The 20,565-nt window shown below is 62.1% G+C and carries 18 protein-coding genes; 12 read left to right on the plus strand and 6 right to left on the minus strand.

The genetic code is table 11. The features are described 5' to 3' along the window. Nucleotides 1-80 precede the first annotated feature (80 nt). Both gcvT and gcvH read left to right on the plus strand, forming a co-directional pair. Nucleotides 81-1,163: a glycine cleavage system aminomethyltransferase GcvT gene (gcvT, locus tag FW789_RS12075; protein WP_207072875.1), complete on the plus strand. Its 1,083-nt coding sequence runs from the start codon at nucleotides 81-83 to the stop codon at nucleotides 1,161-1,163. A gap of 52 nt (nucleotides 1,164-1,215) precedes the next feature. Further along, entirely contained in the window at nucleotides 1,216-1,599 is a 384-nt protein-coding gene (gcvH, locus tag FW789_RS12080; RefSeq protein WP_103435612.1) for a glycine cleavage system protein GcvH, read from the plus strand. A gap of 99 nt (nucleotides 1,600-1,698) precedes the next feature. Here gcvH and FW789_RS12085 read toward each other — a convergent pair whose 3' ends face one another. The 3 genes from FW789_RS12085 to FW789_RS12095 form a co-directional block, all read right to left on the minus strand. Continuing rightward, complete coding sequence (locus FW789_RS12085; protein WP_186701103.1) at nucleotides 1,699-2,013, minus strand: DUF2388 domain-containing protein; 315 nt, start codon at nucleotides 2,011-2,013, stop codon at nucleotides 1,699-1,701. A gap of 87 nt (nucleotides 2,014-2,100) precedes the next feature. Next, nucleotides 2,101-3,780 carry a GspE/PulE family protein gene (locus FW789_RS12090; RefSeq protein ID WP_186701104.1) on the minus strand — a complete coding sequence of 560 codons (1,680 nt, stop codon included), beginning with the start codon at nucleotides 3,778-3,780 and terminating at the stop codon, nucleotides 2,101-2,103. A 107-nt stretch (nucleotides 3,781-3,887) separates the two neighbouring features. Next, nucleotides 3,888-4,214 (minus strand): hypothetical protein, encoded by a 327-nt coding sequence (locus FW789_RS12095; RefSeq protein WP_101315296.1) that lies wholly within the window; start codon nucleotides 4,212-4,214, stop codon nucleotides 3,888-3,890. A 126-nt stretch (nucleotides 4,215-4,340) separates the two neighbouring features. Here FW789_RS12095 and FW789_RS12100 point away from each other — a divergent pair, with 126 nt between their 5' ends. Next, nucleotides 4,341-4,811 carry an Lrp/AsnC family transcriptional regulator gene (locus tag FW789_RS12100; RefSeq protein ID WP_101315298.1) on the plus strand — a complete coding sequence of 157 codons (471 nt, stop codon included), beginning with the start codon at nucleotides 4,341-4,343 and terminating at the stop codon, nucleotides 4,809-4,811. On the opposite strand, the gene FW789_RS12105 is transcribed toward FW789_RS12100, so the two are convergent. After that, nucleotides 4,800-6,194, minus strand: coding sequence for a CYTH domain-containing protein (locus FW789_RS12105; protein ID WP_103435616.1), 1,395 nt, complete (start codon nucleotides 6,192-6,194; stop codon nucleotides 4,800-4,802). The two genes, FW789_RS12100 and FW789_RS12105, sit on opposite strands and share 12 nt — an antisense overlap. A 153-nt stretch (nucleotides 6,195-6,347) precedes the next feature. Between FW789_RS12105 and argE the strand changes: the two genes are divergently transcribed. Further along, nucleotides 6,348-7,490: an acetylornithine deacetylase gene (gene argE / locus FW789_RS12110; protein WP_101315302.1), complete on the plus strand. Its 1,143-nt coding sequence runs from the start codon at nucleotides 6,348-6,350 to the stop codon at nucleotides 7,488-7,490. A gap of 125 nt (nucleotides 7,491-7,615) precedes the next feature. Next, entirely contained in the window at nucleotides 7,616-8,914 is a 1,299-nt protein-coding gene (gene argA, locus FW789_RS12115) for an amino-acid N-acetyltransferase (RefSeq protein ID WP_103435618.1), read from the plus strand. Between the two features lie 48 nt (nucleotides 8,915-8,962). Here argA and FW789_RS12120 read toward each other — a convergent pair whose 3' ends face one another. After that, nucleotides 8,963-10,339, minus strand: a complete 1,377-nt coding sequence (locus FW789_RS12120; protein WP_101315306.1) for a glutamine synthetase family protein — start codon at nucleotides 10,337-10,339, stop codon at nucleotides 8,963-8,965. Between the two features lie 667 nt (nucleotides 10,340-11,006). Here FW789_RS12120 and FW789_RS12125 point away from each other — a divergent pair. The 7 genes from FW789_RS12125 to FW789_RS12155 all read left to right on the plus strand — a co-directional run bounded on the left by FW789_RS12125 (nucleotide 11,007) and on the right by FW789_RS12155 (nucleotide 19,318). Next, a complete protein-coding gene (locus FW789_RS12125) occupies nucleotides 11,007-12,365 on the plus strand; it encodes a glutamine synthetase family protein (RefSeq protein WP_103435619.1) in 1,359 nt (452 codons plus the stop codon). 48 nt (nucleotides 12,366-12,413) lie between these two features. Continuing rightward, nucleotides 12,414-13,775 (plus strand): aspartate aminotransferase family protein, encoded by a 1,362-nt coding sequence (locus FW789_RS12130; protein WP_446431494.1) that lies wholly within the window; start codon nucleotides 12,414-12,416, stop codon nucleotides 13,773-13,775. A gap of 169 nt (nucleotides 13,776-13,944) precedes the next feature. After that, entirely contained in the window at nucleotides 13,945-15,042 is a 1,098-nt protein-coding gene (locus FW789_RS12135) for a polyamine ABC transporter substrate-binding protein (protein ID WP_101315312.1), read from the plus strand. 174 nt (nucleotides 15,043-15,216) lie between these two features. Beyond that, nucleotides 15,217-16,311 carry a polyamine ABC transporter substrate-binding protein gene (locus FW789_RS12140; protein ID WP_101315314.1) on the plus strand — a complete coding sequence of 365 codons (1,095 nt, stop codon included), beginning with the start codon at nucleotides 15,217-15,219 and terminating at the stop codon, nucleotides 16,309-16,311. Between the two features lie 57 nt (nucleotides 16,312-16,368). Beyond that, the gene (gene potA, locus FW789_RS12145) at nucleotides 16,369-17,511 is read left to right on the plus strand and encodes a polyamine ABC transporter ATP-binding protein (RefSeq protein WP_101315316.1); all 1,143 of its coding nucleotides are present in this window, start codon (nucleotides 16,369-16,371) and stop codon (nucleotides 17,509-17,511) included. Beyond that, nucleotides 17,508-18,428 carry an ABC transporter permease subunit gene (locus FW789_RS12150; protein WP_101315318.1) on the plus strand — a complete coding sequence of 307 codons (921 nt, stop codon included), beginning with the start codon at nucleotides 17,508-17,510 and terminating at the stop codon, nucleotides 18,426-18,428. Before potA ends, FW789_RS12150 begins: the two co-directional genes overlap by 4 nt. After that, nucleotides 18,425-19,318 carry an ABC transporter permease subunit gene (locus tag FW789_RS12155; RefSeq protein WP_103435621.1) on the plus strand — a complete coding sequence of 298 codons (894 nt, stop codon included), beginning with the start codon at nucleotides 18,425-18,427 and terminating at the stop codon, nucleotides 19,316-19,318. The genes FW789_RS12150 and FW789_RS12155 overlap by 4 nt, the downstream gene beginning before the upstream one ends. Before the next feature lie 60 nt (nucleotides 19,319-19,378). Here FW789_RS12155 and FW789_RS12160 read toward each other — a convergent pair whose 3' ends face one another. Continuing rightward, nucleotides 19,379-20,539 (minus strand): AAA family ATPase, encoded by a 1,161-nt coding sequence (locus FW789_RS12160; protein WP_207072878.1) that lies wholly within the window; start codon nucleotides 20,537-20,539, stop codon nucleotides 19,379-19,381. Between the last annotated feature and the right edge of the window lie 26 nt (nucleotides 20,540-20,565).

Below are 20,565 nucleotides of genomic sequence, written 5' to 3' on the forward strand. Positions count from 1 at the left end.
TGCGGCGGGTCCTACAAGATCAGGTGACGATTAAACGTCGCCGACCGTCGCCGCTTCGCCACGCCCGGAAGGAGAAACCCATGGGACAGCGCACACCTTTGTACGACTGGCACTTGGCGCTAGGCGCCAAGATGGTCGACTTTGGCGGTTGGGACATGCCCCTGCACTATGGCTCGCAAGTCGAGGAGCACCATCAGGTGCGCGCTGACTGCGGCGTATTCGACGTCTCGCACATGACGGTGATCGATGTCGATGGCCCGGCAGCCACACGCTGCTTGCAGTACCTGCTGGCCAATGACGTGGCCCGCCTCGGCAGTACAGGCAAGGCGCTCTACAGCACCCTGCTGAATGAACAGGGCGGGGTAGTCGACGACCTCATCGTGTATCGCACCGAAGCGGGCTACCGGCTGGTGGCCAATGCCGCCACCCGAGCCAAGGTCGTCGCCTGGCTGCAGGCGCACAGCGCCGGCTACGAGGTCAACGTCACGCCACGTCCGGAGCTGGCCATTATCGCCATTCAGGGCCCCCGTGCTCGCGACAAGGTGGCTGAGCTGGTGTCCTGGTCGCGCGCAGCGCTGATCCGTGAGCTGCAGCCATTCGAAGGCGTGGCTGAGGGCGATTGGTTCATCGCACGCACCGGCTACACCGGCGAGGACGGCCTGGAGATCATTCTGCCCGCCGAACAAGCCCCGGTTTTTTTCAATGACCTGGTTGGCGCCGGTATCGCCCCGAGTGGCCTCGGCGCGCGCGATACCTTGCGCCTGGAAGCCGGCATGAACCTGTACGGCCAGGACATCGACGAGCAGCACACCCCACAGACCTCCAACCTCGGCTGGTGTATTGCCTGGCAGCCGGCCGAGCGCGAGTTCATTGGCCGCAGTGCGCTGCTCAATGAAATCGAGCGCGGCGTGCAGGAAAAACTGGTCGGGCTGGTGCTCGAAGAACGCGGCGTGCTACGTGCCCATCAGGTAGTTCGCGTCGCCGGGATTGGCGAAGGGGAGATCACCAGTGGTAGTTTCTCTCCTACGCTGAGCAAGTCGATTGCCCTGGCGCGTGTGCCGATGGCCACCGGCGAGCGCGCCGAGGTCGAAATTCGCGGCAAGTGGTACCCGGTGCGGGTGGTCAAACCGACCTTCGTGCGCCACGGCAAGATTCTGATCTGAACAATTACCTGGCGGGTCGACCGCTGATCCCTGACATCGAGGACCCTACGACATGAGCAATATTCCCGCCGAACTGCGTTTTGCCGAAAGCCACGAATGGGCACGGCTGGAAGCCGATGGCACGGTAACCGTTGGCATCAGCGATCACGCCCAGGAGGCTCTGGGTGACGTGGTTTTCGTTGAGCTGGCTGAAGTTGGCAAAGTGTTCGCAGCAGGCGACGCTGCTGGCGTGGTCGAGTCGGTCAAGGCCGCATCGGATATCTACGCGCCGGTCTCGGGCGAAGTGATTGCGGTCAACGAAAACCTGGCTGACAGCCCTGAATCGCTCAACGACAGCCCTTATGAATCGTGGATCTTCAAACTCAAGCCGGCCAACACTGCCGAGCTGGACAAGCTGCTCGACGCCGCTGGCTACAAGGCCGCTATCGGCGAGTAATCGCCTCCGCTGTAGCGCTTATCGCTCCTGGGCCGGCACGGCTGGCCCAGGAGCGGTCGCTATCACTCAGTCGCCACCATCGGTAGCAACAGCGCGGGCTTACTCAGCTACAGCGTTTTTGGCCAGGATGGCATTGGCCAGTTGCATGTCGCTTGCCTCCAGGCCTGGATTGTCGGCTCGTACCTGACGCATCGCGGCTTCAAGGAACGGCCCGCGAATAGCCCCTTCACTGGCAACGAAACTGCCGGCATCGTCCTGCGCAGCGACGATCATTTTGTGATCTTTGAAGGTCAGATAGGTCGACGCAGTAGTTGCGCCGGACGAGATGACGTTGTGCCAGAAGCTGTCGGCCATGGCCGAGCCAACGGGCAGCGAAAGCAGGGCAGCGGCGGCGATGGCTGTTTTGAAACGCATGCTGAAGTACCTAGGAGGGTGGGCGGATAATGCTTGCTTGGATGCTCGATCCACAGGCCAAGTTCCTTGCGCGCTAAGGAATATTCGTCAGCTGCAGACGCTCAGCACTTCACTCAGACTGGTCAGCCCGCGGGCGATCTTGGCCTCACCGTCGCTGCGCAGATCGCGCAGGCCATCGCGCAGGGCATGCTGACGCAGCTCCGCCAGGTCGGTCGCCGGGCCAATGCTGCCGAGCAAAGCTGCACCCGGTGTGAGCAGCTCAAATAGCCCGATACGGCCCAGGTAACCGGTACCGCGGCATGCCCGACAGGGTATGGGCGGCTGCTCTGACTGGCCTTTGCAGGTGGCGCACAAAGTGCGCACCAGGCGCTGTGCCATTACCCCGATCAACGTGGCTTTGATCAGGTAATCAGCAACGCCCAGCTCTTGCAGGCGAACAATCGCTGCGCAGGCATCGTTGGTGTGCAGGGTCGACAACACCAGATGGCCGGTCAATGCTGCCTGCATGGCCACCTGAGCGGTTTCGCGGTCGCGAATCTCACCAATCATGATGATGTCCGGGTCTTGCCGCAGCAGGGCGCGCACGCCGTTGGCAAAGCCCAGGTCAAGGCCGGGCTGCACCTGCAGCTGGTTGAAAGCGGGTTCCAGCCGCTCGATCGGATCTTCGATGGTGCACAGGTTGACCTCAGGCGTGGCCAACCGCTTGAGGCTCGCGTACAGCGTGCTGGTCTTGCCCGAGCCGGTCGGCCCGGTTACCAGAATGATGCCCTGACGCTGGCGCAGCAGTGCCTGCCAGCGGTGCCGCAGCTCGCCATCGAGGCCGAGCCGGTCGAAGTCCTCATGCAACTGCTGCGGGTCGAACAGGCGCAGCACCAGCTTTTCGCCAAACGGGGTGGGCAGGGTCGACAGGCGCAGCTCGACTTCCATCTCGCCGGCCAGCCGCGTCTTCAGGCGACCGTCCTGCGGTCGGCGTTTCTCCGCGACATCCATGCGGCCAAGATGCTTGAGGCGGCTCACCAGCGCCAGGGTCACGGCCAGCGGAAAGGCATACACCATGTGCAGCAGGCCGTCGATGCGATAGCGCAGCTGGCCTTGTTCACGACGCGGTTCGAGGTGAATATCGCTGGCGCGCTGCTCGATCGCGTACTGCAGCAGCCAGTCGACGATATGCACGATGTGCGCATCCTCCGCGCCAGCCTCGCCCTGGCGCTTGCCCAACTCCAGCAACTGCTCGAGCTCGCCCAGGCTGGCATCCTGTTGCAGGCCGGCACCCTGCACCGAGTGGGCCAGGCGGAACAGGCTCTGGCTCAGTTGGCGAATGTGCACCGGGCTGGCCAGCACGCGCTGGACGCGCTTGCCCAGGCTGCGCGCCAGATCGTGCTCCCACTCACGCTGAAAGGGCTGCGCACTGGCCACGGTGACGCTGTGCACATCGACCGCCAGAGCGAGGATGCCATGGCGGTCGGCGAAGGCGCGCGAGATCAGGCTGCCGACCTGGGCCAGGTCGATCTGCAGCGGGTCGAGCCGGACGAAGGGCTGCTGCACGACATCGGCCAGCCATTGGCACAGGCTGTCCAGATCGAGGACATGGCCGGGGCGCTGCTGATCGCTAAGGTTCAGGCTGGCGATGATTTCGAGCGGGTGGCTGCTGCACTGGTTAGGCTGCTCAAGGGCGCGCAGGACGTCACCGGGTTGCAGGCGGCGGTCGGCGAGCAGAGCGTCGAGAAGGCGTTTGAGGTCGAGGTCGTGGCTGTCTTGGGTATGCATCGCGGCGGCGTCCGTGCCGAAAAGGTACGGGCAAGGCTAGCTGTGCTCGCCGCGAGGACGCTGGGGCAACGGTTGCCAATTTTTACCGGGCCATCGCCAATGGCGTCCTAGCCAGCGGCTACGCCTTGCAACTGCGGCAAGTTGCTCAGCTCGACTTCGCCGACACAAACCAGATTGCGCAGCTTCTGGGCGATGACTTCGGCGCGATGCCAGCTCAAACCATCGATGCCGATTTCCAGCTCCAGCCAGTCGCCCTGCTGACGCATCTGCACACTATTGGGCGTGAGGAACTGCATCGCGAACAGGTTCAGCACTCGGCACAGGCTGTCTGGCTCGGCCTCGGCTTGCAGTTGATAACGCACGTGGCTGTGCGCCGCGCTGGCGGCCCAGACGTCGGAGCGGGGCAGGGTGTCGGGCCGTTCAAGTGCGTTCATGTGATTCTCCTCCAGGACGGAAGAAATTCTGCCACGCGGAAGGCGGCATTTTTTCGCTATGATTGAGTCGATTTGTCAGCTACGCAGATTGATCTATTCGTTCATTGGCAGCTTGGAGAATAATTAATGCAAAGCGAACTGGACGCCTATGACCGGCGCATCCTGCAGCTGCTACAAGAGGATGCTTCATTGTCCAGCGCGCAGATTGCCGAACGCGTCGGCCTGTCGCAGTCACCCTGCTGGCGGCGTATTCAACGGCTGAAGGAAGAGGGGGTAATTCGGGCTCAGGTGACCCTGCTCGACCGCAAGAAGGTCGGCCTGAATACACAGATCTTTGCCGAGGTGAAGCTCAACGCCCACGGGCGGTCCAACTTCGCCGGCTTCACCGAAGCGATCCGTGAATTCCCCGAGGTGCTGGAATGTTACGTGCTGATGGGGTCGGTGGACTTCCTGTTGCGCATTGTCACCCCGGACATCGAAGCTTACGAACGATTCTTCTTCGAAAAGCTGTCGAATGTGCCGGGGATCCAGGAGGTCAACTCGATCGTGGCCTTGTCCGAAATCAAGTCCACGACCAGCCTGCCGTTAGCGCGTTGACGGCGACTTGAGCAGGTGCTTCCAGGCGCGGTTCTGCTCGATCGCACGAGCCTGCTCGACGCGGGCGATCAGCAGTTCGTCGTTCTCTTCCTCGCCCAAAGGCTGCTCAGCCAGCTTGTGCAGCTTGTTCAGCTCGCCATAGAGGCGATCCATTTGCGGCACGTCGAGCACCTGGCGGGCGTGGCGCAGCCAGGTCAGCAGGGTTTCGATGCGTGGCAACTGCTCGCCAAGGTCTTCCGGCTGCTGCACATAACGCTCTTGCAGCTTCAGCGCGCGGGCTTCTTCGCCGACCAGGTGTTGCAGCCAGTTGGCCAGCTGCGCCTTGCCCTGGCGTTCACCACGGCCTTTGCGCTCGACGGTCCAGGCGCGGGCCAGCAGCCAGCGTGAGGTTTCCAGCGAGAACTGGCCCCAGCGTGGGTCTTCCAGCTCTTCGCTGAACTGCTCGGGCGCGGCGCGGCGGACGTCTTCGTCGTCGTTACCGGCCTGTACCAGCGGGCGCCAGTCTTCCAGTAGCGCGTCGAGGCTGGCGCGCAGGGCGCTGGTGGTCGCGCGCGGCGCGGCCTGGCCCATGCTGCCGGCCAGGGCGCGCAGCTCGCTCAGGCACTGCACCCAGTCCTGCAGCAGGCGCCAGTGGCCGCTGTGGCGGTACTGCTCGGCCAGCCGTTGGCTGCTCGCCAGCAACTGCCAGGCCAGGGCGGTGAAGGCGTCGTCGACCGGCATTTCGGCGTCGAGCTCGGCGCTCGGCAGGTCCAGCTCGTAGCTGTCTGGCTCAAGCAGGCGATAGCCGCGCTCGGCCTTGCTGATGTCGCAGGGCATCAAGGGCAGGCTCGCGGCCAGCTCGGCGGCCAGTTCCAGCAGGGCTTCGGCGGAACCTTCGCGCAGCTCAAGCTCCAGCTCGCAGATTTCTTCCTTGCGCTTGCCAGCGATGACAAAGCCTTGGTCCAGTGCTGCTTCGATAACCACTTTGGCCTTGCCGCGGCCCCAGGAGATTTCGGCGAACTCGCGGGTGAAGTCGGTGGTGAACAGCGGTTTGATGGTCTTTTTGTCGAGCTCGGCGAGTTGCTCGGGCCAGCAGCTGGCGTCGAGTTTTTTCAGGTCGAGCTTGGCTTTTTCCAGCGGCCACTCGAATTCGTTGCGCTCAGACAGGCCTGCGACGCTCTGGCCACGGCACTTGAGGGTCTGGATGACGGCATCGCCATCGCGGCGCAGACGCAGGGCGACACGCGCGGCGGACAGCTCACGCTCAGGGGTGTCGAAGTACTGGTTGAGCAGTTCGCGGGTCTGCCAGCCGGACTTGTTGCGCTTCTTCAGCAGGGGGTGCTCACGAAGGGCGGTGAGAGTCTCGCGGCTGGCGCGGAGTTTGAGTTCGGTTTCTTTGTGCATCGCGGGCTCGAAGGAGGGGCATCGTTGCAAGGCAGTCTACAGCAGTCAGCCGTGCTGCTGTGATCCGACTGGTCGGTTGCCCTGGTGCAGCGGCCTTGCGCCGTCTACGTCAGGCGTTGTTATGATGGGTCGACGTTTTCGAGGAATCCGCGCATGCCGTTGCCATCGCTGAAAGACCAGTTCGCCGCCCTGATCGCCGCGCCATCGGTCAGTTGCACCCAGCCCGCACTGGATCAGTCCAACCGCGTGGTGATCGACTTGCTCGCCGGTTGGCTGGCTGACCTTGGCTTCACATGCGATATCCAGCAGGTCACCCCCGGCAAGTTCAACCTGCTGGCCAGCCGCGGCACGGGCCCTGGCGGGCTGATTCTGGCTGGCCACAGCGACACGGTGCCGTTCGACGAGCAGTTGTGGCAGAGCGACCCGCTGAAACTGACCGAGGTGGGCGATCGCTGGGTCGGGCTGGGTAGTTGCGACATGAAAGGCTTTTTCGCGCTGGTGATCGAGGCCGTGCTGCCGCTGCTCGAACATGACTTCAAACAACCCCTGCTGATCCTTGCTACGTGCGACGAAGAAAGCTCGATGTCCGGCGCCCGCGCCCTGGCCGAGGCCGGTCAGCCGCTTGGCCGCGCAGCGGTGATCGGCGAGCCGACCGGGCTCAGGCCGATTCGCCTGCACAAGGGCATCATGATGGAACGCATCGATATTCTCGGCCGCAGCGGCCATTCGTCAGACCCAAGCCTGGGCCACAGTGCGATGGAAGCGATGCACGCAGTGATGGCCGAGATGATCGGCCTGCGCCAGCAATGGCAGCAAACCTACAGCAACCCGCAGTTCACCGTGCCGACGCCGACGCTGAACTTTGGCTGCATTCACGGTGGCGACAACCCCAACCGGATCTGCGGTCAGTGCGCGCTCGAGTTCGACCTGCGGCCATTGCCCGGGATGGACCCGGAGCAGCTGCGCGCGGCCATTCGCGCCAAGCTGGTGCCGCTGGCCGAGCAGCATCAGGTGAGCATCGACTACAAACCGTTGTTCCCTGAGGTGGCGCCGTTCGAGCAGGCCGCCGACAGCGAGCTGGTACGTGTGGCAGAGCGCTTGACCGGGCACCGCGCCGAAGCGGTGGCCTTCGCCACCGAGGCGCCGTACCTGCAACAGCTGGGCTGCGAGACCATTGTGCTTGGGCCGGGCGACATCGCCTGTGCTCACCAGCCCGGCGAATACCTTGAAATGTCACGTATCGAGCCTACCGTGCGTCTATTGCGTGACCTGATCAGGCACTATTGCCTGAGCTAAACGTCCATTGAGCTGATTCGTTCCTGCCTAGAGGAGAGTGCGCGTGACCGCAAGCCTGTTCCGACGATGACCTCGCACGTTGTGCGTCTTGACCGTTCTCCGTCCACTTAGCCACAGGCCCTGTCATGCCCGATTACGTAACCTGGCTCCGCCACGCTTCGCCGTACGTCAATGCTCACCGTGACTGCACCTTCGTCGTCATGCTGCCCGGCGACGGCGTCGATCACCCCAACTTTGGCAATATCGTCCACGACCTCGTGCTGCTGCACAGCCTTGGCGTGCGCCTGGTGCTGGTGCACGGCTCGCGCCCGCAGATCGAAAGCCGCCTGGCCGCCCGTGGCCTGATCCCGCATTACCACCACGGCATGCGCATTACCGATGCCGCCACCCTGGATTGCGTGATCGACGCGGTCGGCGCCTTGCGCGTGGCGATCGAGGCGCGCCTGTCGATGGACATGGCCTCCTCGCCAATGCAGGGCGCACGACTGCGCGTGGCGTCCGGCAACCTGGTCACAGCACGGCCGATCGGCGTGCTCGAAGGGGTCGACTACCACCACACCGGTGAAGTCCGCCGGATCGACCGCAAGGGCATCAATCGCCTGCTTGACGAACGCTCGATCGTGCTGCTGTCGCCGCTGGGCTACTCGCCGACCGGCGAGATATTCAACCTGGCCTGCGAAGACGTCGCCACCCGCGCAGCTATCGAACTTGCCGCCGACAAACTGCTGCTGTTTGGCGCCGAGCCCGGCCTGCTCGATGAAAACGGCCGGCTGGTGCGCGAGCTGCGCCCGCAACAGATCGCGCCGCACCTGGCACGGCTGGGCAGCGACTATCAGGGCGAACTGCTGGATGCCGCCGCCGAGGCGTGCAAGGGCGGCGTGGCGCGTAGCCATATCGTCAGTTATGCCGAAGACGGTGCGCTGCTCACCGAGCTGTTCACCCGCGACGGCGGCGGCACTTTGGTGGCGCAGGAGCAGTTCGAGATCGTCCGTGAGGCGAGCATCGAAGACGTCGGTGGTTTGCTTGAGCTGATCAGCCCGCTGGAAGAACAGGGCATTCTCGTGCGCCGTTCGCGCGAGGTGTTGGAACGTGAGATCGAGCAGTTCAGTGTGGTCGAGCGCGACGGTCTGATCATCGCCTGTGCGGCGTTGTACCCGATTGCCGATTCGTCGGCGGGGGAGCTGGCGTGCCTGGCGGTCAACCCGGAGTACCGCCATGGCGGCCGTGGCGATGACCTGCTCGAGCGGATCGAATCGCGGGCGCGCACGCTCGGGCTGAAGACCCTGTTCGTGCTGACCACGCGCACTGCGCACTGGTTTCGCGAACGCGGCTTCGAGCCCAGTGGCGTCGAGCGGCTGCCGGCGGCGCGGGCTTCGTTGTACAACTTCCAGCGCAACTCGAAGATCTTCGAGAAGACCCTGTAAGCCTCACGCCACAATGAAAAACGCCGTCTGATCAGACGGCGTTTTCATTTACACGGTGTGCAGATACCAGTTGTACTCGAGGTCGGAGATCGAGTGCTCGAACTCCTCCAGCTCGCTTTCCTTGCACGCGACAAAGATGTCGATGTACTTCGGATCGATGTACTTGTTCAGCACTTCGCTGTCGTCCAGCTCGCGCAGGGCATCACGCAGGTTGTTCGGCAGGCTCTGATCAAGCTGCTCGTACGAGTTGCCTTCGATCGCCGGGCCCGGTTCGATCTTGTTGGTCAGGCCGTGGTGCACGCCTGCCAGCACCGCTGCCATCATCAGGTACGGGTTGGCGTCGGCGCCTGCTACACGGTGCTCGAGGCGGACCGAGTCGGGCGAGCCGGTCGGCACGCGCACGGCGACGGTACGGTTGTCCAGGCCCCAGCTCTGTGCGTTGGGCACGTAGAACTGCGAACCGAAGCGGCGGTACGAGTTGACGTTCGGGCACAGGAACGCCATCGACGCGGGCAGGGTCTCGAGCACACCGCCGACTGCGTGGCGTAACGCGGCGTTCTGCTCGGGATCCTCGCTGGTGAAGATGTTGTGGCCATCTTTGTCCAGGATCGAGATGTGCACATGCAGGCCATTGCCAGCCTGGCCGGGGTACGGCTTGGCCATGAACGTGGTGTCCATTTCATGGTCGTAGGCAATGTTCTTGATCAGACGCTTGAGCAGCACTGCATAGTCGCAGGCCTTGAGCGCATCAGGCACATGGTGAAGGTTAACTTCGAACTGCGCCGGGGCGCTTTCCTTGACGATGGCGTCAGCCGGGATGCCTTGCTCTTTGGCACCTTCAAGGATGTCCTGCAGGCAGTCGGCGTATTCGTCGAGGTCGTCGATCAGGTAGACCTGGGTCGACTGCGGGCGTTTGCCCGAGATCGGCGAGCGCGGCGGCTGTGGACGGCCGTTCACGTTTTCCTGGTCGATCAGGTAGAACTCAAGTTCGAACGCCGCGCAGATGGTCAGGCCCATGTCGTCGAATTTGCTCACGACCTGGCGCAGCACTTCACGTGGATCGGCGAAGAACGGCTCGCCTTCGATCTCGTGCATGGTCATCAGCAGCTGAGCGGTAGGGCGCTTCTGCCACGGCTCGTTGCACAGGGTGTCAGGGATCGGGTAGCAGATGCGGTCCGCATCGCCGATGTCCAGACCCAGGCCCGTGCTTTCAACGGTCGAACCGTTGATGTCGAGGGCGAAGAGGGAGGCCGGCAGGTTGATGCCTTTCTCGTAAACCTTGTGGAGGCTGGTGCGCTCAATGCGCTTGCCGCGCACCACACCATTCATATCTGCAATCAGAAGGTCAACGTAGAGAACCTCAGGATGTTCCTTAAGGAACGCGTTCGCTTCGTTAAGCTGAACGGCACGCGGGGGTACCGACATGATGCAACACCTTTGTTGTTAAAAATATCAATCAAGGGGGGCTTGCAGTTCCAGTCAATCGGAAACGCAAACCGAAGTCAAGCCAACCCCTTAACGCCCTGAAATGGCACATCTACGGCAGATTTGCTGCATATCGGGGCGAAGCATTATCCGCTATTTAAGCCGAAAAGGGTTATCTCGGCCTGCCTGTCTTTTATTTTTTACGGAGGTGTTGTGTAAAAAAATGAACAAGGCTAAGCTCGGTCGCAACCCAAAACACAATAATACGAGGGTCATATGGTCCGCTTGTCGCGACCTGCAGGTGCTGTCTGTGCAGTGCTTTCAGGGACTCAATCCGTCCGCCGCAAGGGCAACGCTCAGCCATTTGCTGAGGCTGATGCTCTGGCCGCAATAATTGACGGTCGCCCCGGTCCATACGCCTTACGTCGCAGTCTGCTGCACCCCCTTCGCTTGTTCTGCCCTGTGAATGCTTCAAGGAATCCCGCCGTCGGTGTGGTTCCGATGACGTCCTGTGCGCGCAGTTTTGCAATGCCCGGCTACTCCATCCAGAATCAAGGCGCGGGTCTGCTGCGGCCCTTGCGCCGAGCCGGCTACCGCCTTGATCGACGCCCGACGTCAGCACTGCCCGAGCTATCCCGACCGGGCCACCTTACCTCCTGAGGTATTTATGAGTAACAACCTCGACCAGCTCACCGATTGGTTGAAAGAACACAAGATCACCGAAGTGGAATGCATGATCAGCGACCTGACCGGCATCACCCGCGGCAAGATCTCGCCGACCAACAAGTTCATCGCCGAAAAGGGCATGCGCCTGCCTGAGAGCGTGCTGCTGCAGACCGTGACCGGCGACTATGTCGACGATGACATCTATTACGAACTGCTCGACCCGGCCGACATCGACATGATCTGCCGACCTGACGAGAACGCGGTGTTTCTCGTGCCTTGGGCCATCGAGCCAACTGCTCAGGTGATCCACGACACCTACGACAAAAAGGGCAACCCGATCGAGCTGTCGCCGCGCAACGTGTTGAAGAAAGTGCTCAAGCTCTACAGCGACAAGGGCTGGCAGCCTATCGTCGCGCCGGAGATGGAGTTCTACCTGACCAAGCGCAGCGAAGACCCGGACTTCCCGCTGCAACCGCCGGTAGGCCGCTCGGGCCGCCCGGAAACCGGCCGCCAGTCGTTCTCGATCGAAGCCGCCAACGAATTCGACCCGCTGTTCGAAGACGTTTATGACTGGTGCGAACTGCAGCAGCTGGACCTCGACACGCTGATCCACGAAGACGGCACGGCGCAGATGGAGATCAACTTCCGTCACGGTGATGCACTGCACCTGGCCGACCAGATACTGGTGTTCAAACGGACCATGCGCGAGGCTGCGCTCAAGCACAACGTTGCCGCCACCTTCATGGCCAAGCCAATGACCGGCGAGCCGGGCAGCGCCATGCACCTGCACCAGAGCGTGGTCGACATGCAGACCGGCAAGAACATTTTCGCCAACGCCGACGGCAGCATGAGCCAGCTGTTCCTCAACCATATCGGCGGGCTGCAGAAGTTCATCCCGTATGTGTTGCCGCTGTTCGCCCCCAACGTCAACTCGTTCCGTCGCTTCCTGCCCGACACCTCGGCGCCGGTCAACGTCGAGTGGGGTGAAGAAAACCGCACCGTCGGCCTGCGTGTGCCGGATGCCGGGCCGCAGAACCGCCGAGTCGAGAACCGTCTGCCAGGCGCCGATGCCAACCCGTACCTGGCCATCGCTGCCAGCCTGCTGTGTGGCTACATCGGCATGATCCAGGCCATCGAACCAAGCGCACCGGTGCAGGGCCGTGGCTACGAGCGGCGCAACCTGCGCCTGCCGCTCACCCTGGAGGATGCACTGGAACGCATGGAGAACTGCCATGAGCTGGAGCAGTACCTGGGCAAGAAATTCATCGCCGGCTACGTCGCCACCAAGCGCGCCGAGCATGAAAACTTCAAACGCGTGATCAGCTCCTGGGAACGTGAATTCCTGCTGTTTGCCGTCTGAACCAAACCCGGCCCGCAGGAGCGCGGCTGTCGCACAACGGAGAAGCACATGAGCGTCAACAACCCGCAAACCCGTGACTGGCAAACCCTCAGCGGTGAACACCACCTGGCACCTTTCAGCGACTACAAACAGCTGAAGGAGAAGGGCCCGCGCATCATCACCAAGGCTGAGGGCGTGCACCTGTGGGACAGCGAGGGTCACAAGATCCTCGACGGCATGGCCGGGCTGTGGTGCGTTGCGGTGGGTTACGGGCGTGAAGAACTGGTGCAGGCGGCAGAGAAGCAGATGCGTGAGTTGCCGTACTACAACCTGTTCTTCCAGACCGCCCACCCGCCGGCGCTGGAGCTGGCAAAGGCGATCAGCGACGTTGCCCCGGCGGGCATGACTCATGTGTTTTTCACCGGCTCCGGCTCCGAAGGCAACGACACCGTGCTGCGCATGGTTCGCCATTACTGGGCGCTCAAGGGCAAGCCGCACAAGCAGACCATCATTGGTCGCATCAACGGCTATCACGGCTCGACCGTGGCCGGTGCCAGTCTGGGCGGCATGAGTGGCATGCACGAGCAGGGCGGCTTGCCGATCCCGGGCATCGTGCATATTCCTCAGCCGTATTGGTTCGGTGAGGGCGGTGACATGAGCCCGGACGCCTTCGGTGTGTGGGCGGCCGAGCAGCTGGAACAGAAGATTCTCGAAGTCGGCGAAGACAATGTTGCGGCGTTTATCGCCGAGCCGATCCAGGGTGCTGGCGGGGTGATCATTCCTCCAGAAACCTACTGGCCGAAGATCAAGGAGATCCTCGCCAGGTACGACATCCTGTTCGTCGCCGATGAAGTGATCTGCGGTTTCGGCCGCACCGGCGAGTGGTTCGGTTCGGACTACTACGACCTCCAGCCTGACCTGATGACCATCGCCAAGGGGCTGACCTCCGGTTACATCCCCATGGGCGGTGTGATCGTGCGTGACAAGGTGGCCCAGGCACTCAGCGAAGGCGGCGATTTCAACCACGGCTTCACCTACTCCGGGCACCCGGTGGCGGCTGCAGTCGGCCTGGAAAACCTGCGCCTGCTGCGCGATGAGCACATTGTCGAGCGCGCCAGGACAGAAGCGGCACCGTATTTGCAAAAGCGTTTACGTGAGCTGCAGGACCACCCATTGGTAGGCGAAGTGCGCGGCCTTGGCTTGCTCGGCGCGATCGAGCTGGTCAAGGACAAGGCAACTCGCAGCCGTTACGAGGGCAAGGGCGTCGGCATGATCTGCCGTAACTTCTGCTTCGACAACGGCCTGATCATGCGCGCCGTAGGCGACACCATGATCATCGCGCCGCCGCTGGTGATCTCCCATGCCGAGATCGACGAACTGGTGGAAAAGGCGCGCAAGTGCCTGGATTTGACCTATGAAGCGGTGAAATAGCCGCCTGCTACGCTAGCGTTGTGACATTAAGCGGTTACAAGGGTCTGCTGTTGTTGATACAGCGCCTTGTAACTTGCCAGACTAGCGACTGATTCAGTCGCCCAGCGCTTGCACCATGGGACCTGGCTGCTGAACAGATGGCTTGATAATAAATTCTGGAGCATTACGCATGAAGAAAATGGGCAAGACGTTGCTGGCCGCCGCCCTCATGGGTGCCATGGCTACCGCAGTTCAGGCTGACGACAAAGTACTCCACGTCTACAACTGGTCGGACTACATTGCCCCGGATACCGTGGCCAAGTTCGAAAAGCAGACCGGCATCAAAGTGGTCTACGACGTGTTCGACAGCAACGAGACCCTCGAGGCCAAGCTGCTGGCAGGCAAGTCTGGCTACGACATCGTCGTACCGTCGAACAACTTCCTCGCCAAACAGATCAAGGCCGGCGTCTATCAGGAGCTGGACCGCTCCAAGCTGCCCAACTGGAAAAACCTCGACGAAGACCTGCTCAAGGCCGTTGGCGATGCCAGCGACGAAGGCAACAAGCACGCCTTCCCGTACATGTGGGGTTCGATCGGTATCGGCTACAACCCGGAGAAGGTCAAGGCCGCGCTGGGTGTGGACAAGATCGACTCGTGGGACACCGTGTTCAAGCCAGAGAACATGGCCAAGCTCAAGAGCTGCGGCGTTACCTTCCTCGACGCCCCGACCGAAATGATCCCGGCCGCCTTGCACTACCTGGGCAAGCCGACCAACAGCAAAGACAAGGCTGACCTGAAAGCAGCCGAAGACCTGTTCATGAAGATCCGCCCATCGGTGGCGTACTTCCACTCGTCCAAGTACATCTCCGACCTTGCCAACGGCAACATCTGTGTTGCAGTCGGCTACTCGGGTGACCTCGAACAGTCCAAAGCCCGCGCTCACGAGGCTGGCGACAAGGTCAAGCTGGCGTACACCATTCCCAAGGAAGGTGCCGGCACCTTCTACGACATGGTCGCCATCCCCAAGGATGCCAGCAACCTCGACGCTGCGTACCAGTTCATGAACTACCTGCTGCAGCCTGAAGTCATGGCCGAGATCACCAACGCCGTGCGCTTCCCGAACGGCAACAAGGCGGCGACTGCCCTGGTCGACAAGGACATCACCAGCGACCCGGCCATCTACCCGTCGGATGCGGTGAAGAAACAGCTGTACGCAATCAGCGATCTCGATGCAGGCACCCTGCGTCTGATCACCCGCAGCTGGACCAAGATCAAGTCGGGCAAGTAAGCCTGAGTGAAAGCCTCTGGGCCGCGGTTTTCGGCCCGGAGGCGCACTACGACGAATAAGTTTGCCGCAGCGTCCCTGCAAGGGTAAGTTGCGCGCCGGTTTTGCCAGTCTGGCGGCGCCTTTATCACTGACGGCTACCGTCACCGAATGCACTGATTGCCAAGGAGCATCCACTTGTCTAAATCTGTACTTCGCAAGGCCTTGCTGGCCGGAGCGGGCCTGACGCTGGCATGCAGCGTCCAAGCGGCGCCTACGGTGCATCTGTACAACTGGTCGGACTACATCGGGCCAACCACCCTCGCCGATTTCGAGAAAGAAACCGGGATCAAACCGGTACAGGATGTTTTTGACTCCAACGAAACCCTGGAAGGCAAGCTGCTCGCCGGTCGTACCGGCTATGACGTGGTCGTGCCGTCCAACCATTTTCTCGGTAAGCAGATCAAGGCGGGCGCATTCCAGAAGCTCGACCGCAGTCTGCTGCCCAACTATGCCAACCTCGACCCGGCGCTGATGAAGCGCCTGGAGAAGAACGACCCCGGCAATCTCTACGCCGTGCCGTATCTGTGGGGCACCAATGGCATCGGTTACAACGTCGACAAGGTCAAGGCCGTGCTCGGCGTCGACAGCATCGACTCGTGGGCAGTGCTGTTCGAACCGGAAAACATGAAGAAGCTGTCCAAGTGCGGTGTGGCCTTCCTCGATTCGGCTGACGAAATGCTGCCCGCGGTGCTCAACTACATGGGCCTCGATCCCAACAGCAGCAACCCCAAGGATTACGCCGCTGCCGAGAAGAAGCTGCTGGCCGTGCGCCCTTACGTGACCTACTTCCATTCCTCCAAATACATCACCGACCTGGCCAACGGCGACATCTGCGTGGCCGCCGGTTTCTCCGGTGATGTGTTCCAGGCCAAGGCCCGCGCTGAAGAAGCGAAGAAGGGCGTCAACCTGGCCTACGCGATTCCCAAGGAAGGCGGCAACCTCTGGTTCGATGTACTGGCGATTCCGGCCGACTCGAAAAACAGCAAGGAGGCCCACGCCTTCATCAACTATCTGCTCAAGCCTGAGGTTATCGCCCAGGTCAGCGATTACGTCGGTTACGCCAACCCGAACCCCAAGGCTGGCGCGCTGATGGACCAGGATGTCAGGAACGACGCCGCGGTTTACCCACCGCAGGAAGTACTGGACAAGATGTTCGTCAACAGCGAGTTGCCGCCCAAGGTGCAACGTTTGATGACCCGCAGCTGGACCAAGGTCAAGTCGGGCAAATAATCATCCAGACCCGCCTCCTTGAGGGCGGGCTTAAAAATCTTGTTGGGAGTTTCACTCATGGCAGTTGCCTCCAGTGCCTATAAGAAAGCCCTCGAGGGTGGCCAGCAACCCAAGCAGGTGTTGGTCAAGATCGACCGGGTCACGAAAAAGTTCGACGAAACAATTGCCGTGGACGATGTGTCCCTGGAAATCCGCAAAGGCGAGATCTTCGCCCTGCTGGGTGGCTCCGGCTCCGGTAAATCGACCCTGCTGCGCATGCTGGCAGGCTTCGAGCGGCCGAGCGAAGGGCGCATCTATCTGGATGGGGTCGACATCACCGACATGCCGCCGTACGAGCGGCCGATCAACATGATGTTCCAGTCCTACGCCTTGTTCCCGCACATGACCGTGGCGCAAAACATCGCCTTCGGCCTGCAGCAGGACAAGATGCCCAAGGCCGAGATCGACGCCCGCGTGGACGAGATGCTCAAGCTGGTGCACATGACCCAGTACGCCAAGCGCAAGCCGCACCAGCTGTCCGGTGGCCAACGCCAGCGGGTGGCGCTGGCGCGCTCGCTGGCCAAGCGGCCGAAATTGCTGCTGCTCGATGAGCCGATGGGCGCGCTGGACAAAAAGCTGCGCTCGCAGATGCAGCTGGAACTGGTGCAGATCATCGAGCGGGTCGGTGTGACCTGCGTGATGGTGACCCACGACCAGGAAGAAGCCATGACCATGGCCGAGCGCATCGCCATCATGCACCTGGGCTGGATCGCTCAGATCGGCTCGCCGATCGACATCTACGAAACCCCCACCAGCCGCCTGGTGTGTGAGTTCATCGGCAACGTCAACCTGTTCGAAGGGCAGGTGGTCGACGACGCCGAGGGCCACGCGCTGATCGCCAGCCCCGAGCTTGAGCGCAATATCTACGTCGGCCACGGTGTTTCCACCTCGGTCGAGGACAAGAGCATCCTCTACGCGCTGCGTCCAGAGAAGATGCTGGTCACCACCGAGCAGCCGAGCTATGAATACAACTGGTCGCGCGGCAAGGTGCATGACATCGCCTACCTGGGCGGCCACTCGGTGTTCTATGTCGAGCTGCCGAGCGGCAAGATCGTCCAGTCGTTCGTGGCCAACGCCGAGCGCCAGGGTACCCGCCCAACCTGGGGCGACGAAGTCTACGTATGGTGGGAAGACGACAGCGGCGTGGTACTGCGCTCATGAAAATCCGCAAGCTCAAGCGAGCCTTCCAGAGGCTGGTCCCGGAGGGACGGCACCTGGTGATCGGCGTGCCGTTCATCTGGCTGTTCCTGTTCTTCATGCTGCCGTTCTTCATCGTGTTGAAGATCAGCTTTGCCGAAGCCGACGTGGCGATCCCGCCGTACACCGAGATCTACACCTACGTCGAAGACAAGATTCAGTTGGTGCTCAACCTGGCCAACTATGGCCTGTTGACCGAGGATGAGCTGTATATCTCGGCCTACTTGGGCTCGTTGAAGATGGCCTTCATCAGCACCGTGCTGTGCCTGTTGATCGGTTATCCGATGGCTTATGCCATCGCCAACGCGCGCAAGGAAAGCCAGACGGTCCTGCTGCTGCTGATCATGATGCCGACCTGGACCGCGATCCTGATCCGGGTGTACGCCTGGATGGGCATCCTCAGCAACAACGGGTTGCTCAACAGCTTCCTGATGTGGATCGGCCTGATCGATCAACCACTGCAGATACTCAACACCAACCTGGCGGTGTATATCGGCGTGGTCTATTCATACCTGCCGTTCATGATCCTGCCGTTGTTCGCCAACCTTGTGAAGCACGACCAGAGCCTGCTGGAAGCCGCTTCGGACCTCGGTTCGAGCACCTTCAACAGCTTCTGGAAGATCACCGTGCCGCTGTCGAAAAACGGCATCATTGCCGGCTGCATGCTGGTGTTCATTCCGGTGGTGGGTGAGTTCGTCATTCCAGAACTGCTCGGCGGCCCGGAAACCCTGATGATCGGTAAAGTGCTGTGGCAGGAATTCTTCAACAACCGTGACTGGCCGGTAGCCTCGGCGCTGGCGGTAGTGATGCTGGCGATCCTGATCGTACCGATCCTGCTGTTCAACCGTAGCCAGGCCAAAGAGATGGAGGGCAGAGCATGAAGCGTTTCAGTTTTTCCAAGCTGATGCTGGTGCTCGGCTTGCTGTTCATCTACCTGCCGATGCTGATCCTGGTGATCTACTCGTTCAACGCCTCCAAGCTGGTAACGGTATGGGGCGGCTGGTCGCTGAAGTGGTACATCGGCCTGCTCGACAACACCCAGCTGATGGGCTCGGTGATGCGCTCGCTGGAGATCGCCTGCTACACCGCAGTCGCCGCGGTGGCGCTGGGTACCCTGGCCGCGTTCGTGCTGACCCGGGTCACCCGCTTCAAGGGCCGCACGCTGTTCGGTGGCCTGGTCACGGCGCCATTGGTCATGCCCGAGGTGATCACCGGTCTGTCGCTGTTGCTGCTGTTCGTGGCCATGGCGCAGATGATCGGCTGGCCGCAGGAGCGCGGCATCGTCACCATCTGGATCGCCCACACCACGTTCTGCGCAGCCTACGTGGCGGTAGTGGTGTCGGCGCGCCTGCGTGAACTGGACCTGTCGATCGAAGAAGCAGCGATGGACCTCGGTGCCAGGCCGTGGAAGGTGTTCTTCCTGATCACCATCCCGATGATCGCGCCGTCGCTGGCGGCGGGCGGCATGATGTCGTTCGCGCTATCGCTGGATGACCTGGTACTGGCCAGCTTCGTCTCCGGGCCAGGCTCGACCACCTTGCCGATGGAAGTGTTCTCGGCAGTGCGGCTCGGGGTCAAACCCGAGATCAACGCCGTGGCCAGCCTGATCCTGCTGTCGGTATCGCTGGTGACCTTCATGGTCTGGTACTTCAGCCGCCGCGCTGAAGAGCACCGCCGCAAGGCCATCCAGCAGGCTATCGAGGAGGGTGCAGCGGCAAGCGTTGGCCAGCCTCAGGTACGTCGCCCGAGCCAGGCGCCCGCTTCGGCCTGATCAGCGTAATCACTGCTACCTCGCCGCTTGCCAGAGCGGCGGGGTAGCAGTACGCCGGGCTCAGTCCGGCCAGTTCCACATGGGCTGATCGAGCATGCCCTGGCCGACGATCACCGTCTGCCCCAGCGCCTTCTCCAGGCGTATCGAGTTGCATTGATCATGCTGCTCAAGTGCTGCCACCAGGCGCGGCGCATGCGACACCACCCACACCTGACTCCGTTCGGACGCCTTGATGATCAGTCGCGCCAGTGCCGGCAACAGGTCTGGATGCAGGCTGGTCTCCGGTTCGTTCAGCACCATCATGCTCGGCGGTCGCGGGGTCAGCAGTGCCGCCACCAGCAGCAGGTAGCGCAGGGTGCCGTCAGACAGCTCGGCGGCGCTCAACGGGCGCAGCAGCCCGGCCTGATGAAAGCGCAGCCGGAACAGCCCGCCGGCCTCGGCATCGACTTTTACCTGCGCCCCAGGAAAAGCGTCGCTGACCGCATCCTGCAGGGCCTGCAGGTCGCCGATCTCATCGATGGTCTGTAGCGCGGCGGCAAGGTCGCGGCCATCGTGATGCAGCACCGGGGTGCGGGTGCCGAGGCGCGACTGGCGCGCCGGTGCTTCCGGGTCGGTGCGAAAGTGATCGTAAAAGCGCCAACTGCGGATGCTCTCGCGCAGGTGCAGCACTTCTGGCGAGCCGTGCAGGCTGCCGACCTGATCGAACAAGCTGTCGAATTCGGTCATGTGCTGGTTGACCACCTGCCACTGGCGGCCCTCGCGCAACTTGACCATAGCCGCGCTACGTTGCACCAGCAGGCTGGCGGGGCGGCATACCGGGCCGGCCCAGATCGCCTCGTGCTTGACCTGCGGGTCGAGGCCGAACTTTGAGTGGGTCGGTGGCGGCAGGCCGAGGCTGATGGCGTAACCGAAGTCTTCGCCGGCAAAGCCCATCTTCAACCGTTTGACGTGCTGGCGCGGGCCACCTTCGACCTCGACGTCGCCGGCCAGCATGCGCCGGGTGATTTTCTCCGGACCGGCCCAGAACGTCGACTCCAGGCCGCCTTCGGCTGCCAGCGCATTGACCACGCCACCGCGGCCGGTTTCAGCCAGCAGGCGTAACGCCTTGTACAGGTTGGACTTGCCACTGCCATTGGCGCCGGTGATCAGGTTCAGGCGCCCCAACGGCATCACCAGTTCATTGATCGAGCGGTAGTTGGCGATGGCCAGAGTGGTCAGCATGTTGCACCTGCAGGCGTGTCTTTCGG

It is taken from the genome of Pseudomonas sp. 1121_17, assembly GCF_052850745.1.